Raw genomic sequence first — 18,350 nt, forward strand, 5'->3', positions numbered from 1 at the left:
GCTTTCGGGGCATTGCAGGGAGCCTGGAGTGACCGAAGAGCATGTAGAAAAGGCTTTTGGGGCAATGCAGGGAGCCTGGAGTGACCGAAGAGCATGTTGAAAAGGCTTTTGGGGCAATGCAGGGAGCCTGGAGTGACCGAAGAGCATGTTGAAATTGCATTTGGGGCAATGCAAGGAGCCTGGAGTGACCGAAGAGCATGTTGAAATGGCGTTTGGGGCAATGCAGGGATCCTGGAGTGACCGAAGAGCATTCAGAAAGGGCATTTAGGTCACTGCATGCAGGCAGGAGTATCACTTTAAAAATATTATTACATACCCTCAATTCCCTATTCTAAATATTCTCTAGTTTAAGAGCGAATAAGGAAAGGGAGCAATCACTTTTTCAGCGCTATCCACATGAAAATATTCCTTTAACTTTCCTTCATACACAAATTGAAATTTGCAAACCTTCTGCAAGTCATGTGGTGCGATAAGGGATAGCGGCTTCTCAAATTGGATGATGTTACATTCGATTAATATCGTGGCAACAAACTGAGAACAGAAAAAGGCTTTCTTTCGATCAATTGGCTTATTCAACATAACCCCGAATAATCCTAAAAAATTATAACGATACTGTTTCTTTGCTGCTTCGATTTCTTGTAAATAGTGTTTCATCTTTTGCATTTGAGCCTCTGTTACGGTAAAGGAATAGATGGCACAGTCTGCTTGCTTAAATAAACTTGCCCTTACATCCTCCTTTACGAATCCTCCAATAAATGGGTTTCCTGCTATTTTCCTCCCAAAACTATATACCTCTGTTAAAGCGTAATCAAAGGCGATGGACGCATGATTATATGGTTTTTTTGTATATAGCCTTATCAATTTTGTTAATACCGAACGAGTATTTGTTAAAAGAATATACACCTCTGTCATCATTAGCCTCCTCAACAGTTACCACGAAAACTTCTATGTTATAACTATACAAACAAAAACCTAAGAAAAGATTAATAGAATCCTTAAGAAATTCTTAATCTTGGGTACGTTACTAAGCCCACACAAAAAGGAGTAGGAAAACTATCCTACTCCTTTGTTAAAATGGGATTATTCACTATACTTAGGCAAAGAGATCATCGTCTTGAATAAATCTCCATCGACTTGAATAATAAATTTCCCCTTTTGGATTTCTATTAGGCTTTTCGCAATGGATAGCCCTAATCCGCTTCCACTACTAGTTCGGGATTCATCGCCTCTTTTAAAGCGCTCCATTAATTCATCTGCTGAAATATTTAACTCATACGCTGAAATGTTCTTGAAGGTTAGTAGAATTTCGTTTCCTGCATCTTCGATATCGATGTAGACCCTTGACCCATTGAGAGCATATTTAAATATATTGGATAAGACATTCTCGATGGACCTCCATAATAATTTTCCATCAGCTGTAATATATACCTTATCCTTCGGATGATTGAACTTAAATGCTAAACCTAGATCTTCAATTTTATCATTAACTTCACCAAGCCCCTGGCTTATTAATGAGATAATATCAATTTGCTCCAATTGAACCGGGATACTTCCGCTGGACGCCTTTGCCGCGTCAAATAAATCATCTGTTAGGATTTTTAGTCTTTTTGATTTTTGGTCCAGTACCTCGATATATTGTTCTACCTTTGCAGGGTCCCTTTCCGTTTTCAATAAATCCACATAGGTAATAATTGAAGTGAGTGGTGTGCGGATGTCATGAGACACATTGGTGATCAGTTCTGTTTTTAATCGCTCGCTTTTGAGTTCACTGTTAACGGCTTTTTTCAGACCATCAGTGATGCTATTAATATTGGAGGCAAGTTTTGCAAACTCTCCCTTTCCATCTACATCGATGATATGCAGAATATCACCATCCTTTATTCGCTCAACTCCTTCTTGTATAGCCGTAAACCTCTTGACCCGCTTAAAAGCAAACCAGGCTGCAATCCCGAGGGTGACCGGAAACATGAAAAACGTTACCGCCACCAATAGTGGATAGCCGATGACGATCAATACCGTCTTTACTCCAACACTTCCGCTCTTATATACATCTCCTACAAAACGAATCACTTTACTGACCATTTTAAAAATAAAGGTATGTGTAAAAAACGTTCCATTTTTAAAATGCTTCACGAGTGATAGAAGTAGTATGAATCCCAGAATGGCAATCGGAATCGTGATGGGGATGATCACTTTATTGATATTTTCAAATAAATTATCTACCAAGATTATCCAAAGTGATAAAAGACTGATAAAAATCACTATATTGATATCATTATATAGTTTATCACCTGAATGTAAGTGCAGTTCTTGATCCTTAAATGACTTTCTTCCAATGACCAGGACAAGATATACAAATGAAACGATAAACCCTGCCAAACATACAAATAATAGATAAAAGCTCTTTGTAGCAAGTTCTTTATTCTCTTTCCATTCTTTTATGTTAGAGTTTAAAAACTCCTCCGTGAAAGCAACATAAATAACTTGGCTTTCTGGTTCCAACTCATACACTCGTTCGGTAATCTGATGTACGTATTGATTCTCTTCTAATTCCTTTGGGTAAATCTCTCTTTTATAGCCCTCAAATAGTATTAAGAAGGATAGGTTTTAAACTGTTCACTTTCTGTCTTCGTGGTGTTCGTATAGACATTTACACCATCACTTGCATAATAGAGTGGTCCTTCGACCTCTTCTAGCTTTTGAAGCGTTAAATGAAAGTCTCTTACATCATTTTTTATCAACCTATCCCTTACTTGAGAGATTTTATCTGCATATTCTTCTTTAAACTTTTTATAATTTTCCTCTTCACTTAAATTTGGATTGTAATTTCGGGAATTAAATTGATACCCATCAAATAGGCTTTCTTCTTCACTTTTTAATTGATCCTCATTGATTGTCCCGCCATTTACAATATGCTCCTCACTCTTAAATTCCCCTATCAGTCTGGTTAAGTCGCCCGCAATATTTTCACCTTCCTGGACAAATGTACTGCTAGAAAGGTAGTCATCTTCAAAGACGATTCCAAAATCACCATCATTGACTACTTCTGCCTCAACGAAGGCTTTGATGACACCTGTAAAACAGAGAATCATGATAATAAAAACAATAATCTTTGTTGTCAGTAAGTGGCTATATTTTTTCAACTTTATATCCAACTCCCCACACCAGCTCTTTCAAATCATAGCAAATCGTAACATTTGCCTTAGATTTTTAAGTAAAGACACTTGTCCAACCCTTCGCTGGTTTAGGGTTTAACCTTCGTATGAACACCTATGTCTTTCGGTCTCTTCTATCAGAGCACACCATAGGGCAGGGGTTACCTGGGCTACCTTTATCCTCTTACGGCAATCCTTCCGTGGGAATTTTCACATTCTGAGAATGTCCGCACTAAAATAAAGGCTTGAGTATCGTTATACTAAACATGTACGTCTGATAAAGTCATCTATCCACCAATGTTTGTATGGTTCATGATTTTGATTAGCCAGTTCCCTTAGGGATGAAAACCAGGCCTGTACTTTCTTCCAATGTTTAAATAAATCACTCAACGAATGCCCCTTTTCTGCTTCCTTGGCAAAAAGGACTGACATTATCTGTTTTGGGATTTTCTCATTAAAACCCATTGCACGACGGGCTAGTACTAAGGCTGCACTTTGATGAATCGATAACCCGTATGCTTTCTGATATTTAACCCGTCCTATTAAAGAAGAATAATAGGCGGGAACCTGCGCAAGAGTTACTCTCTCCTTAATGCTTTTAGATATCAAAATGGTGATGATTTTTCGATACACAAAATGACTGCTCATGCGATTAAATTTTTTATTTTTGCTCAAATCGTTTTTGAAATATAAATCTTCAATGGCGATGATGTCGATGCCAAACGATTTTACCCAATCGATGACGGAAGCGACGATATTTCCGATCATCCAATTCCCTTTCTCGGAGCGAACGCAATTGACATCATTCATCCAAAATACTTTGCTTACTCTAAAATTCCCATTAGAATGGACGATGGTCACGGCTAAATTGTCTGGATTGATGTCGATGCCTGCACAGCCATTTGTAAAATCATAGGCGAATTCTAACTGTTGATTGAGGGTTAGGTGAACATAGTATTTTCCGTATTCTCTTAGAATTCGGACACTATAGGCCTTTCTACTTGAAAGATAGTTGAGTATTGTCAAGATGTGTTTTTCGGAGAATTGGACCTCAAATTGTAGTCGGTCATTTCTTTTAGAGGATAATGGGTTTAGTATATTCATATCTACGGATCGGTCTTGTAAATAATGCAATTTGATATTTTCATTCCCGGCTTTTGAGGATTCCCCGCGAGAAAAAAGGGCGTTGGAACGTGAATCGACCCACTCCTGTTTAGTGATTTTTTTCTTATTTAAAAGGATTAGCCTTTTCTTCGTACCGTCCACTACTTTCGGAACGCTGTCATTTTCAATATGAAATTGATAATACTTCATTTTCTTGGTTAACTTTTTGATTCGGTCCTGCTTATAAAGGATGAGGTCTTCCTTATTGGGCTTTCTGGAATTTTGGATTTTCTCTATTTTCTTTTCAATTTTTTGTATAGCTGTCTTGTATTGCTCAACATATAAGGGCAACAATTCCTTTTGCGAGGAGATGGAAGCTTCTGCTTCAAGAAACGCGTCCCTCATGAAGCGGGAATTATTTAGAAATAGTGGCTTAGCTTTCGCAACAGCATTCTTTCGGTCCAATCCATCAAAGATGCGTTCGCGAATAAAACGTTTAGCGGATTGAAATTTACGCATGAGTTCGTCCAGAATCATCGATTCGCTTACCGGTGGATTTATGATAACCCCTGTGAATGTAATGGGCTGTTCATTCTCACTCTTTGACATCCTGATCCTCCTTTTCCAACTCTAAAAACGTCTTTTTCATTTTCTCAGAACCTCTTCGACCATTTCCTCATTAAGCTCCTTTTTCTCCTGTTGTTCAATACCTTCGGTGACCGTCGCTTGTTTTATAGACTTTAATTTTACCCTGTCCTTCCCAACGTAATATGGTGGTTCGAGTAATATATAAAAAATACCCGCGCCTGATTCTGCGATAAAAAAGTAGACATAGAGAATCACCTCTATTTCTATTTTACTACTATTCGGAATACTTTTTACAATATGTTATTGTACATTTTATTATATTTTTTTATATTTTATTGACAGCTGTTTTTACCACCTTCAAATATTTTGGCTCCTTCGGATTGATCTCTATTTTCTCTCTGATTTTCCTAATATGAACAGTTACCGTATTTTCCGGACTAAAAGCTGTTTCATTCCAAACCTTCTCATAGATCTCCTCTATCGAGAAAACCCTGCCGGCGTTTGCTGTCAGCAGCTTTACGATCTTATATTGCACCGGTGTAAGGTGGACGGCCTCCCCATCGACAGTGATCGTTCTCGTTTCGTCATCGATGACGAGCCCCCCTGTTTTAAAAACATTGCTCTTGGTTTCAGCTCCACCAAAGGTTGTATACCTTCTCAACTGGGATTTAACTCTCGCAATCAGCTCTAATGGATTAAAAGGCTTCGTTATGTAGTCATCTGCCCCTATATTTAATCCTAGTATTTTGTCGTAATCCTCCGATTTGGCAGAGAGCATGATTAAAGGTATTTTATTATCTTCTCGAATCTTCATCGTCGCTCTTATTCCATCCATCCTCGGCATCATAATATCCATGATAATGAGATGGATATCCTGACGGTCAATGATTTCGATGGCCTCTATTCCGTCAAAGGCTTTGAAGACTTGATAGCCTTCATTTTCTAAGTAAATTCCGATTGCATCCACAATCGCCTTATCGTCATCACAGACCAATACGTTCATAAAAGTCCACTCTCCAATTTCCCCTTTTTTCTCTTATACGTTCATGATACACATGAAATCTTAACAAACTCTATATGTAAATCTTAAGATTTTCTTAGCATTTTTTATTCTTACATTATAGTGGAATTTAAAATGTTTGTTTGAAAAAAAAAGTGAAGTGAATGCTCGAAAGAATAAGGTGGATTTTTATGGGGGCTAGAGTGAAATAAAAGCATAGTAGAAATGAAAAACGCCTGGGTTTAGACCCAAGCGTTGATAGGTGTAATGTTAGTTTTTTTTCGATGTCTATTTCAACTGTTTGAATAATGGACTTACTGTTAAAGATTATCTGTACTAATCCTTGGTGTTTCTGTTTCAAGAGCCGCTGCTGCCCTAGCATTATCATTATGTCGGTCGTTTTCTAATGTATTGTATTTTTCTTTTTCTTCGGAAGTTTCCTTTTTGTCAGCCACCTTATCACCTCCTACGGATAATATGTCCAACTTTTCCTCGAAAAAAATAATAACACATATTTTTAGACTTCCTTCAATCGGATGGTATTCATGATTGACACCAGCATGAAGGCTTCATGGTTACCACTTTTTCATATCCCTAAAAGATTTCGGTCATCTAAGTAAACAACTGTATCGCTATATGCTCAATACTTAGCAAAAGGCTGCCATTTCTGCTGGCAGCCTTTGTTAAGTAAAAGTAAATTTAACCTTTAATATATTCCATCAAGTATCTTCCCGTGAACGAATGCTCCTTATTGATGATTTGCGAAGGTGTGCCCTCGAACACCAACTGGCCGCCGTTACTGCCTCCGTCCGGTCCCATATCGATGATGTAATCAGCCTGACTGATTACATCAAGGTTGTGCTCGATGACAATTACCGTATTGCCGGCATCGACGAGGCGGTTCATCATCTCGAGAAGGTGACCGATATCTGACATATGCAAACCGGTTGTCGGCTCGTCCATCACGTAAATGCTGCCCTTCTTATGGAGCTCGCTTGCTAGTTTAATGCGCTGGCATTCTCCTCCCGAGAGCGTGCTGAGCGGCTGGCCGAGTGTAATATAGTTGAGCCCAACATCACTCATCGCCTGGAGCTTACGCACAACCTCTTTTAGCTGAAAAAATTCTAATGCCTGCTCCACATTCATCTCCAGCACATCTGCAATGGACTTACCGTTCAGTTTGTACGCAAGCACTTCTTCCTTGAACCGCCTGCCTCCGCATACTTCGCATGGTAGCTTCACACTGTCGAGGAATGCAAGGTCTGTATACACAACACCAAGTCCTTGGCAGTTCTCGCAAGCCCCAGTGGAGTTGAAGCTGAACAAACCTGGTTTTACCTTGTTCGCTGAAGCAAACGCCTTCCGAACATCATCCATAATGCCCGTGTAGGTCGCGGGATTCGAGCGTGTTGACACTCCTATCGCCGATTGATCAATGACAATCGCATCCGAATGCTGACGGAGGAATACTTCGTTAATCAACGTACTCTTGCCAGAGCCGGCAACTCCCGTAACGACTGTTAGCACTCCGGTTGGGATATCTACACTCACGTTCTGCAGGTTGTGCAGTGTGGCATTCTTGATGGACAGCTTGCCGGATGGCTGCCGAGAGTCTGTCTTCAGTTGGAGCGGCCGCTTCATATGGGTGCCTGTCAGTGTACCTGACTCCAGCAGTCCTTGAAAGCTTCCTTCATATACAATGGTACCACCGCGCCCACCGGCATGAGGTCCAACATCTACGATATGATCCGCCACTTTGATCACATCGGGATCATGCTCAACAACAATCACGGTATTGCCCTTATCGCGCAGCTTCCGAAGTAAGTCATTTAACCGGTGTACATCACGGGGGTGCAAGCCGACGCTAGGCTCATCGAAGATGTAAGTGACATCCACAAGACTACCGCTCAGGTGCTTCACCATCTTGACGCGCTGCGACTCACCGCCGGACAATGTATCCGTCTCACGGTCCAGTGTCAAGTAGTCAAGACCAATATCCACAAGATGCTGCAGCCTCTCCGTCAGCAACCTGACGATTGGCGCAGCTTTCGCGTCGTCAATTTCCCGAATGACACGGATGAGTTGTCCGACTTCCATGGACGACATCACCGCAATGTTTAGCCCATTGATCTTACAGCTGAGCGCAGCCTGACTAAGCCTCGCACCGTGGCAGCTGGGGCATGGACCCTCGGAAATGTACGGTGCAACAGCTTTTTGTGTACGCTCGGACTTCGTCTTTACATCCTGCTTGATATATTTGTTAGTGAACTTCTCAATGACGCCTTCCACCGTAATATTCATTTCCTTACCGGCAAAATCCACCTTCACCTTCTTCGCCTTGCCGTAAAGCAGCTGCTCCAGCTCCTCATCCGAATAATCGCTTAGTTTCTTATCGGGGTCAAAGGAACCTGACTGCACAATTAAGTTAAAATCCCAGCCATCCACCTTATAGTCCGGCAGCATAATGGCCCCTTCTTTCAACGACTTTGACATATCCACTGCCTTGCTCATGTCTACACCAAGCTTGCGCCCGATCCCGTTACATTCGGGACACATGCCATGTGGATCATTAAACGAGAACATGTTCGCTTGTCCAACATAGGGCTGACCCACTCGGGAGAAGAGAAGACGGAGAATAGGAGAGATATCGGTAATCGTGCCCATTGTAGAATGGGAACCGCCGCCTAGCCGTTTTTGATCCACAATAACAGCCATGCTCAAATTCTCAATCGAGTCTGCATCCGGCTGTGGATAGCGGGGCAGGAATGTACGCACGAACATACTGAAGTTCTCATTTAGCAAGCGCGTAGATTCAGCAGCAATCGTATCGAAGACGATCGATGACTTGCCCGAACCGGATACCCCGGTAAAAATCGTAATCTTTCGCTTGGGAATGCGTAAGGATACGTTCTTGAGATTGTTTTCCCTCGCACCCGAGATGACGATATATTCCTGATTCAATTCGCTCATGAATAACATCCTTCCGATAGTGTTAATTTTTCTACTATCACATTGTACATTCATCGTGAATAGAAAGTCGAGCAACTGACAGTCAGCGAAAAGGACCGTCTTTATCCAAAATCTTGGCTCATGAGAATTTCCATATCGATCACAAAAAAATCATGGAGCCTCCTCCCTCCGCTCGGGCTAGAGAGGGAGGAGTACACCCATGATCAAGATGTTTATATTTAGCTATACCGTCAAATTTAGGCTGCTACATCTCTCCGTGTGAATAGGAGCCAGGAAACCAGATTGAACACGAGGAAATAGACAGCGAGCACGCCGATGGAAAAAGACAGTGTCATTCCCTCTTGGAAAGGGTGTCCCTTCAGGTACTGGGTGAGGTCGGTGTTGGCGAATAACAAGTACTTGCTCCAGTCGTACCGCTGCAGTACTTCGAGAATAATATTGCCCGCAAAGAAGGCGCCGATGGAAAACCCAATGGCCATTGTGCTGCTTCGGAAGGCGGACGAGATCATAAAGGCCATGGTTACGTACATGACCGTGGAGACACTGTTAAGCATATACGTTTTCCACAGGTTGAGGACCATATTGCTTTCGACGTTTTTCCCTTCCGCATTCATGCTAATCAACGGTAGATCCATATATCCTAAGCCGTATAAAATTCCATTCATGACAATGGATAGTACAAACAGGATGAGTAATAACAGCATGCCGAACAACAGAAACGAGATATACTTGGAGAGGAGGATCTTGACCCGGTTAGCCGGCCTTATTAGCAGCAACTTAATCGTACCGGTTGAAAATTCAGACGCTACACTGTCTCCCGCAATGATGATGGTGAAAAGGGTAATTAAGATGACCAGATTGGCCGAACCGTTTACGCCATCCCACATCGTTCCTTTCGTCGAGCGAATATTCTCTTCCAAATGATAGTTGTTAATGGAAATCTGCTCCTGGTAGAACGTTCGGTTCTGCTCATTCAGTTCGGGCAGCTTCAGCATTTCACTCCATTGTTGATTTTCCTGTTGCAGCTCTGTCCGCCAACCTTCGCCTACTGCCTTTTTTCCGCCGGAATGCCATTCGATAAAGTTGATATACAGCACAAGAGTGGCCATGAGTCCGATCAGGACCCAGGTTCTTACCCGTCGATATATCTTCATATTTTCATTGAGTACTAGATTAACCAATCTGCTTACCCCCCGTTATTTCCAAGAATCGTTCTTCCAGAGATTGTGAAACCATCTGGACGCCATAGATGCGAATATCGTTTTGCATCAGTCCGACTAGAAGATCCGGGACACGTTCCTGTTCGGTGCTGACCTCGACGAACCCTTCCTGAGTTAGTTTGACCCCCTGGACCCCCTCCATCTGACGTAAGGTCGCCAACGCCTGTTCCGGTGGCTGCGCTTGAATCAGATACGTTTGGGCTTTATCGGTTCTTCGGGTAAATTGCTGAACTGGCATGATATCGACCAGTTTTCCGCGCTGGAGGATAGCGACCCGGTCGCACATGAGCTCCATTTCAGACAACAGATGGCTGGAGACGACCACGCTGATTCCTTCCGTACGAGTCAAATGCCGCAAATAATCGCGCAGATCACGAATCCCCGCTGGGTCAAGACCGTTCGTCGGTTCATCAAGAATCAACAATGACGGCCGATGCAGCAGGGCTTGGGCGACTCCCAAACGCTGGCGCATGCCGAGCGAGTACTTTTTAACTTTGTCATGAATGCGTTCCTCCAGTTTGACAAGCGCTACCACTTCGTCAATCCGTTCCTTGGTTACCCCCGGCACCATGCGGGCGTAATGGATAAGGTTTTGGTATCCGCTCAGATATTTGTACATTTCCGGACTTTCCACGATGGCGCCGACGTGGCGGATCGCTTGCTCGAATTCGGTTTTAATATTTTTCCCCTTAATCAATATCTGACCATTGGTAATCGACATTAGTCCCACGATCATGCGGATGGTGGTCGTTTTACCGGCTCCATTTGGACCAAGGAATCCGAAGATTTCTCCTTGCGGTACATCAAACGTAAGATCGTCAATGATGGTAGTCCGGCCAATTCGTTTGGTCACATTACTCAAGCTGATGATAGTTTCGTTGCTCATACATGCCCTCCTTAAATCACGTTGAATTTGGATGTTTCGTCCTTTTGTTTACATTGCCAATATGAATTTAACATATAATTTATCGTTTTACAATAAAGTATTATTGAATTTAATAATATTATTATTGTTTCATGGAATGTCCTTTTATTTTTAAACAACATAAAAAGCATTTCAAATTATATAGAAATGCTCAATATCCTTATTGCAACGTGGCTGTTTTAGCATCGTTGGCGACATTCTGTTTATCCCACAAAGGATTGGCCGAATAAATAAAAGCCGGAACATCATTCCGGCTTCCTTCTATCTATTCTAATGCTGCCTTCACTTCTTCAACCATGGATTGTGTTGAAACAATCCCGTTTCCTGCGATGTACCAGTTCACAGCGTCTAGGTAGATAATCTTTCCATTTTTATACGCATTTGTTTTCTGTACTAACTCATTCTCAATGGTATCTTTTGCTCCTAATTCTCCACCAATCGCGGCAGAGCGGTCGATGACAAATAGAACATCTGGATTTTTTTCTAAAATATATTCAAACGTGACACTTTGACCGTGCTGTGAAACTTCCAGGTTTTCGTCTACTGCTTTGAAACCAAACACATCATGGACAAATCCATAGCGTGATGCTGGGCCAAAGGCACTTACTTTTCCTTCATTTGCTAATAAAATTAATGCTTTGCTGTCAGAGGCGGATGCTTCTTTATTTAACGTTTCAATACTCGCTTTTAGCTCATTCATTTTTTTATCCAGCAGGTCTTCCTTTTCAAAAACTTCAGCTAAAAGTTTGAAATTCTTTTCAAGCGAGGACATGTAGTTTGCATAATCTACATCTACAAAAACTGTTGGAGCAATTTCTGCAAATTGATCATATAGCTCTGCCTGTCTTCCAGAAATGAAAATAACATCTGGCTGTAATTCATGCAGCGCTTCAAAATCAGGTTCTTTTAAGCTTCCAACATTGGTATATTCTGAACCTGCATACTTCTCTAATGTCTTAGGTACAATTGCTTGCGGAAGACCCGCGATTTCTACACCTAATGTATCTAATGTATCAAGTACTCCGAAATCAAATACAACTACTTTCTTCGGGTTCTTTTCAATGGTAACTTCTCCGTATTTATGGGTAATCGTGACTTCTTCTGTTTTTGCTTCTTCAGAACCTGATGATTTACTCACTTCCTCTGCGCTGCCGCACGCAGCTAATAAGAAAATCATTGCGATCATAATAGCTATAAATTTTAATTTTTCCATCCTTTTATTCTCCTTTAGAAATAAATTTGGCCATAATCCCTATGTACAACCATCCTTTAGAACATCCGAAAAGTCTCTCTGTCTATCAGTTGAACTTTGTGATCAGCCCCTTCTCTCTATCGATTCAATTGAAAATGATTATCATTATCATATTTATATATTATTATCATAAGAAAATTGTGTCAATAGGTAATTGAGAATTATTTTCAACTAGAAATCTCAAAAGGAATGAAATACGGATACAAACATAAATATTGGGGTAGTTGAAACGAAGAGGATACTAAATTAAGACAAAAAAAAAGGGAGAAATTCTCCCTTTTCTTTACCATGAAACAACAATCCACTCATCCTGCTTTTCGATGGTAAAATCATCGCCAAATTCCTGCGGACCTGTTAATTGAACACTTTCTCCCGTTTCCGCCACCTGTTTGATACCTTCGATAATTTCTATTGCATAGTCTCCTTTATCAACCATCAAGTCACTAAGAATATCGATACGGTTTGGTGCAGCACTCGCAACCCCAGTACTCATACCGACCAGCACTTCCCCCTCTTTCACAATGGCAAAAACATCAGAATACGGAATCGCATAAAGTGCTGCCCCGTATTTCTGTGCAACATTTATCCAATCTTGAAATTTTTCTTCCTGCATGAGATTAATATATTTCGAATCTCCGATCATAATAGAATCCTCGGCAGGTGTTTCTTCCTTTTCCTCTACTAGGAGTTCCGAAGGTTTCTGTGATAGGGTTGGGATTTCATATTCCTTTTCTTCTCCTGTCTGAGAAGAAATTACAAGGGGACTTTGCGTTCCAACATTGTCATTATTTTCACTGTTTATCAGTTGAATATCTTGATTGCTCTCAATCATTTCTTTTTCAGTAATCATTTGGGTTGGTTCCAAGGTGATAGTTTGTGGAGTCAATTCATTGGTAGTATCTACCTTCTCCAGAGAGACATCCTCTGAAGAACATGCAGTCATTAACATTAAAAGAGTGATCAAAATTAAACCATGCTTCATCTTTTCTACCTCCCAAAATTATCCTATACTTATTAAACGATTTAGAATTCAAAATGTTCCCTATTTTTTCAAAAATAGTCCAATAGTTGCGGTTTTGAAATTCAACCACAAAGTCACGCCCATTAAATTTGCTAGTTTAAACGAAGTTTCTAAGTCTCTTTTTAATTACCCAGATCCCCATTGAAATAAACCACTGTTTATGAATTTTTCACTCACTTTGCCAACTGTGACCTATCCCTCGAATTGATGGTTTTAGTAGAAATTCCGGCAGTAGTTTTAAATGGAAGTTTGTATTTCTTTTGAAAAATGGTGAAACAGAGGAGTTTGGACCATTTGCCTACTCAAAAAAGACTCCCTACATATTAAAGAACTTTTAGCTGACAAAAAGATCTCTCTTACTACCGATCAATTATTTGCTAAAGAATGGGACTTTGTTGAGATTGACATGGAATTTGAAGAAGATGCTAATCCTGAAGATTTTTATTCAGTTTTTTCAATACAATCCGGAAACAAAACAGTACTATAATGTCTCGTATGATTGAGTATTGTTCGTTTGAAAAAAGGCAAAGTACGAATTTGCATGCAGCCATCAATCACTACAATTTTAATGTCATCTTAAATCTTTAAATAAATCGAAGTAACAAACGCTCTGTAGAGTTAACACAGTCTTAAAAAAGGTTATTTTCACCAAAAGGAGAATTTATAAAGGAGTACTAAAATTTTGATTAGAGGGAAATGAAATGATTACATTAAATCAAGTAAATAAACATAACTGGCTAGACATTATAAGACTTAGCAGTGCAGAAGATCAACAAAACAGAGTATTCGAAAAAACAATTGCATCAAACTGTTTATCGTTAGCACAAGCCAGTATTGAAGAGGCTTGGACAGTTAAAGCAATTTATCAAAATGATACGCCAATAGGTTTTACCATGTATGGTTATTCGGACGAACTCGCTGGATATGAAATTTGTAGAATTATGATTGATTACAAGTTTCAAGGAAATGGGTATGGTAGGGAAGCATTACTCTTAATCATAAAAGAAATGGTAAACCAATTTAAATGTGACGAAATATTTATAACCTTTGTTCCCGAAAATGAAAAAGCAAAACAACTATATTTATCAGTAGGATTTAAAGATACCGGCAGAGTAATAAAGGCTGTTGATGATGAATTACTCTATTCCATAAATAGAGGAGATTATCATTCATAATACTTTTTATGCCGCAAAATCAGTTAAATAAATTGGTGTCACAACTAAAAAAATCCATTTCGATGAAAATGGATTCTTTTTATGTCTTCAACTTTCCATTCATAATCCACACCTGATCGTTACTGAATCTCTCAGTCTTCTATTTGTTATTAAACGTAGGAAAAATTAAATAATATCGAGGAGTGAATAGATCCGGTTAAAAGTAGTGAAGTCAGTCCATTATAGCCAAATAACACCCATCTGTTAGAAGACGGGGATTTTTAGCGTCAACATAGAACGTTATCTTTTTTTTCATTTCTTACTAATTATTTTGCATTACCGATTTAAGCGATAAAATCCCTCTTGCCTCGTCAGGGATGAACGTGTTATATCCCTGTAATTATTGCCCCATTTTGAATGAAAATGCTTGTATTAATAAATCTTTAAACCTTTGTTCATAGTTTATTCATCAGTTCGGGTTATGATAGATACATGAAGAGGAAAGCCTTTTTAAAACTTTTTCATAACCCCCCTTTTTTTTATATAGTTTTTGGATTCGGCAATCGGCCGGATCTATTTTTTTGTCCATAATCGACTAACATAATGGCATTTATAACTAATCCCAATAATTATAAATTACCTCCCCGGCCGTTTGAGGCTTCCAGAAAAAATATCTTGTAAATCATCCTTATTTAAAGTATTTTCGTTCTCAACAGGAGCTTTCGTCCATCAGGTTGTATAGGTTCATAAAGTTCACTTGTTGTTAAATCCCGATAATCCTTGTTAAAAGCTACTATTTCTTTTGATAGTGTCTGATAATCCATAAAGTGGATGTTCATGTATTCCACTTTAGAAGCAAACGCAAAAAATGGGTAGGAGCCATTTCGTAAAATATAGATCCCCTCATCATCCAGGTTAACTTCCGCATGATAAAAGTTTGTCCCATTTGCGAAAAGGGCTGTCAACGGGCTTGAAGTTTGTGAGGTTTTTTAAAAGCTCTTCTTAGAAAAGGTCACAAAGTTTGCGAAGCGCTAGCGTAGCACCCTTGGCTGCCCAAATGAGCAAACGATTACAATCAAGAGAACAAAGAAGGAGATAAATAGGGTCCGGGCGTATAAAGCGATCCAACGGGCTCCCATTGGCTGGGTTTGGGCGAGGAGCCCAAGGTCTTAACGGTTTATGGCTCGTTTGGTACGGCGGCCTGCCGTAAATGGAACAGGAACCTACGGAATGTAGGCGTCAGCCGTACAGACCGTGGTTATCGGGCCATATAGTGCCAAAGCGACACGTACGGAATGACAGAAAGATGTTTTTCCTTTCTGATTAATCCGTAGTGCTTCCGCCCAAAGTAAGTCCTTTATACTTTTGACCTAAACCTTTAAAGTACTTGTTTTTCTAAAGAAAACACACAGCCTTAAGGCTGTCTTGCTGTTAAAAATGGTTTATCTATAGGTAAAAACTAGAACATAGATTATCATAGTTAATTAGTTTACTAATAAACTACTTTTTATTCATAAAAAACACCAGGTATCTTTTTAAACTGATGAACAGTATCTGGAGATTCCTGGTGTTTGAAAATAACTAAATAACAAAGTAATATAGGTAATCTGTGAGTGTATAAACACATTATTATAATAATTCAATCAATTATTTTTGTTTATAATTGATTCCAAACGACAAGTTTCGTTTCAGTCATTTCATGGATTGCATATTTTAAACCTTCTTTACCAGTGCCACTTTCTTTCACACCACCATAGGGCATTTGGTCTACACGGTAAGTTGGAATATCGTTAATCATGACACCGCCTACTTCAAATTCTTTTGAAGCTTTGAATGCTGTTTGAATGTCATTTGTGAAAATCCCTGCTTGTAGACCATAATTTGAATTATTAATGGCTGCAATTCCTTCTTCTACAGAAGAAATACTGTTCACAACTACAATTGGTGCAAAAACTTCCTGGCAAGATACCTTTAGAGTGGGGTCTACATTTGTTAAAATGGTTGGCATGAAGACACCGTTTTTAATATTGCCGCCTGTTACGATTTTAGCACCGTTCTCCACTGCTTCTTGTACCCAGCTAAGTGCTCGTTCTTGTTCATTGGGATTGATCATTGCTGAAATATCCGTTGTTTCTGCAAGTGGGTTTCCAATGACTAACTGCTTAGTAGCATTTGTAAATTGTTCAATAAATTCATCAAATAATTCATCTATTACATAGGTGCGTTGTAAAGAAATGCAAACTTGACCTTGGTTTGAAAAAGCTCCATTCACACATTTAGGAACGATTTGGGATAAATCAACATTTTTGTCGATAATTAACCCAGCGTTTGAGCCTAATTCAAGAGCAACTCTTTTTAGGCCAGCTTTGTTACGAATACCGATCCCAACAGCAGGAGAGCCAGTGAATGTAATCATTTTTACTTTTTCGCTTGTAACCAATGTATCACCAACGGTTCTGCCACTACCGATAATAACGTTAAAGGCACCTTTAGGTAAAGCTGTTTGATCCATTAACTCAGCTAAAAACAGTGCTGAAAGAGGTGTTTGCGATGCAGGTTTAAGAACGATTGGATTACCAGATGCAATCGCAGGTCCCACTTTATGTGCTACTAAGTTTTGTGGGAAGTTAAATGGTGTAATGGCTCCAATTACCCCAAGTGGTTGCTCAATCGTGTAACCGAATCGATTTGCGCCGTTTTTCGCTGCATCTAACGGAATCATTTCTCCAGTTAAACGTTTTGCTTCTTCTGCTGCGAATTTATAGGTTTCAATCGTACGATCTATTTCACTTAATGCGAACTTTATTGGCTTTGCTGCTTCTAAGGAGAGAATTTCAGCTGCCTTTAATCTATTTTCACGTAACAAACTGACTAGTTTTTCTAATATTTCAGCCCTTTCATATGCCGTAAGCCTTGCCATTGCTTCTCGCTTCTTATAAGCAGCATCAATGGCGAAATTTACCTGTTCATTAGATGCTTGAGGAATCTCAGCAATTTTCTCTTTTAAATAAGGAGAATGTAAATCTATATATTGTTCAGATTCATGCCACTCACCATTAATATACAATTTCTTTTTCACTATTTATTTCACACCTTTTTTATTTTCGCCTACATAGTAATCCACACTTTACTGGGATGAACGTATTTTTATTGAATAAAACAGGTCGGCCTCTGATAGACTTTTAGTGATCAAAATAACAATAATATACCAATAATAAAAATCATTGAATGAACAACCTTAAAGAATGACTTTTCTGATATTTTATTATGAACCCATTTACCACCTAATGCTCCCATATAGATAAACGGAATATATAATACAACTAATAGGAAGTTTTGTATGGATAGTATACCGAAGTACATGTAAAAAATAATTTTTATAGTGTCCATTATGGCTAACATGACAACAATATTTGCAGTGAACGCATTTTTATTTATTGTTCGATCGTTCATAAAGAGTACTATCAGTGGAAGTCCTCCAGAATTTGCAGTTGCTCCTACAAATCCGGATATAAATGCCCCTAAATGATATATAATTCCTCTTTTTTTAGGTTGATCGGCAATATTTTCTTGGTTTTCTTCTTCTCTATCATCATCTTCTTTTACTTTATTTCGAGATATAAAGAGCAAGATACCCATTGTTATAGCAATAATCCCAATACTGGGTCTTAACAACTGGTCATTTACATAGGAGAGTACAAAACTGCCCAACAATGTACCTGTTAGGGCCATCGGTAACATTTTTTTAATTAGATCCCACTGTATTGATTTCCTATGAGATCTTGCTCCAGTAAAATTACTAAACCAAAGAATAGGTGCTAGTAAGGTAACGGCAGATGCCGATGAAACAAATAATGTTAAGATAGGGTTTAAGATAATACCAGCACCAAAACCAAAGCCTACTTTTGCAAGACCACTAAGTGTAGCGAATAGTATTAAAACCCCCACTAATATGTCCATT

Annotated in this window: 17 protein-coding genes; 2 read left to right on the forward strand and 15 right to left on the reverse strand. The window is 39.4% G+C overall.

All coding sequences use genetic code 11. The annotated features are described in order from the left end of the window. Nucleotides 1–145 precede the first annotated feature (145 nt). Entirely contained in the window at nucleotides 146–268 is a 123-nt protein-coding gene (locus J2Y03_RS22270) for a hypothetical protein (RefSeq protein ID WP_310198459.1), read from the forward strand. A 74-nt stretch (nucleotides 269–342) separates the two neighbouring features. On the opposite strand, the gene J2Y03_RS22275 is transcribed toward J2Y03_RS22270, so the two are convergent. The 12 genes from J2Y03_RS22275 to J2Y03_RS22330 form a co-directional block, all read right to left on the reverse strand. Further along, nucleotides 343–912, reverse strand: a complete 570-nt coding sequence (locus J2Y03_RS22275; protein ID WP_310198462.1) for a hypothetical protein — start codon at nucleotides 910–912, stop codon at nucleotides 343–345. Nucleotides 913–1,080: 168 nt separating this feature from the next. Then, entirely contained in the window at nucleotides 1,081–2,511 is a 1,431-nt protein-coding gene (locus J2Y03_RS22280; RefSeq protein ID WP_310198463.1) for a HAMP domain-containing sensor histidine kinase, read from the reverse strand. An 80-nt stretch (nucleotides 2,512–2,591) separates the two neighbouring features. Further along, entirely contained in the window at nucleotides 2,592–3,143 is a 552-nt protein-coding gene (locus tag J2Y03_RS22285; RefSeq protein ID WP_310198464.1) for a hypothetical protein, read from the reverse strand. 267 nt (nucleotides 3,144–3,410) lie between these two features. Beyond that, entirely contained in the window at nucleotides 3,411–4,868 is a 1,458-nt protein-coding gene (locus J2Y03_RS22290) for a hypothetical protein (RefSeq protein ID WP_310198468.1), read from the reverse strand. Between the two features lie 36 nt (nucleotides 4,869–4,904). Then, nucleotides 4,905–5,102, reverse strand: coding sequence for a hypothetical protein (locus J2Y03_RS22295; RefSeq protein ID WP_310198470.1), 198 nt, complete (start codon nucleotides 5,100–5,102; stop codon nucleotides 4,905–4,907). Nucleotides 5,103–5,172: 70 nt separating this feature from the next. Further along, nucleotides 5,173–5,850 (reverse strand): response regulator transcription factor, encoded by a 678-nt coding sequence (locus tag J2Y03_RS22300; protein ID WP_310198472.1) that lies wholly within the window; start codon nucleotides 5,848–5,850, stop codon nucleotides 5,173–5,175. A 317-nt stretch (nucleotides 5,851–6,167) separates the two neighbouring features. Then, on the reverse strand, nucleotides 6,168–6,302 hold the full coding sequence (locus tag J2Y03_RS22305; protein ID WP_310198473.1) for a hypothetical protein: 135 nt from the start codon (nucleotides 6,300–6,302) through the stop codon (nucleotides 6,168–6,170). A 244-nt stretch (nucleotides 6,303–6,546) separates the two neighbouring features. Next, entirely contained in the window at nucleotides 6,547–8,817 is a 2,271-nt protein-coding gene (locus J2Y03_RS22310; protein WP_310198475.1) for an excinuclease ABC subunit UvrA, read from the reverse strand. A 236-nt stretch (nucleotides 8,818–9,053) separates the two neighbouring features. Next, nucleotides 9,054–9,998, reverse strand: coding sequence for an ABC transporter permease (locus tag J2Y03_RS22315; protein ID WP_310198477.1), 945 nt, complete (start codon nucleotides 9,996–9,998; stop codon nucleotides 9,054–9,056). Continuing rightward, nucleotides 9,991–10,923 (reverse strand): ABC transporter ATP-binding protein, encoded by a 933-nt coding sequence (locus J2Y03_RS22320; RefSeq protein ID WP_310198479.1) that lies wholly within the window; start codon nucleotides 10,921–10,923, stop codon nucleotides 9,991–9,993. Before J2Y03_RS22320 ends, J2Y03_RS22315 begins: the two co-directional genes overlap by 8 nt. A gap of 304 nt (nucleotides 10,924–11,227) precedes the next feature. After that, entirely contained in the window at nucleotides 11,228–12,175 is a 948-nt protein-coding gene (locus tag J2Y03_RS22325) for a siderophore ABC transporter substrate-binding protein (protein ID WP_310198480.1), read from the reverse strand. A 322-nt stretch (nucleotides 12,176–12,497) separates the two neighbouring features. Next, complete coding sequence (locus tag J2Y03_RS22330) at nucleotides 12,498–13,196, reverse strand: hypothetical protein (RefSeq protein ID WP_310198481.1); 699 nt, start codon at nucleotides 13,194–13,196, stop codon at nucleotides 12,498–12,500. A 740-nt stretch (nucleotides 13,197–13,936) separates the two neighbouring features. On the opposite strand from J2Y03_RS22330, the gene J2Y03_RS22335 reads away from it, so the two are divergent. Continuing rightward, nucleotides 13,937–14,410, forward strand: a complete 474-nt coding sequence (locus J2Y03_RS22335) for a GNAT family N-acetyltransferase (RefSeq protein ID WP_310198482.1) — start codon at nucleotides 13,937–13,939, stop codon at nucleotides 14,408–14,410. Between the two features lie 671 nt (nucleotides 14,411–15,081). On the opposite strand, the gene J2Y03_RS22340 is transcribed toward J2Y03_RS22335, so the two are convergent. The 3 genes from J2Y03_RS22340 to J2Y03_RS22350 all read right to left on the reverse strand — a co-directional run bounded on the left by J2Y03_RS22340 (nucleotide 15,082) and on the right by J2Y03_RS22350 (nucleotide 18,349). After that, a complete protein-coding gene (locus J2Y03_RS22340; protein WP_310198484.1) occupies nucleotides 15,082–15,354 on the reverse strand; it encodes a hypothetical protein in 273 nt (90 codons plus the stop codon). A 692-nt stretch (nucleotides 15,355–16,046) separates the two neighbouring features. After that, entirely contained in the window at nucleotides 16,047–17,468 is a 1,422-nt protein-coding gene (locus J2Y03_RS22345) for an aldehyde dehydrogenase family protein (RefSeq protein ID WP_310198485.1), read from the reverse strand. A gap of 110 nt (nucleotides 17,469–17,578) precedes the next feature. Beyond that, complete coding sequence (locus J2Y03_RS22350; RefSeq protein ID WP_310198486.1) at nucleotides 17,579–18,349, reverse strand: sulfite exporter TauE/SafE family protein; 771 nt, start codon at nucleotides 18,347–18,349, stop codon at nucleotides 17,579–17,581. Nucleotide 18,350: the final 1 nt, after the last annotated feature.

The organism is Neobacillus niacini (assembly GCF_031457145.1).
Lineage (GTDB): Bacteria > Bacillota > Bacilli > Bacillales > Cytobacillaceae > Neobacillus > Neobacillus niacini_J.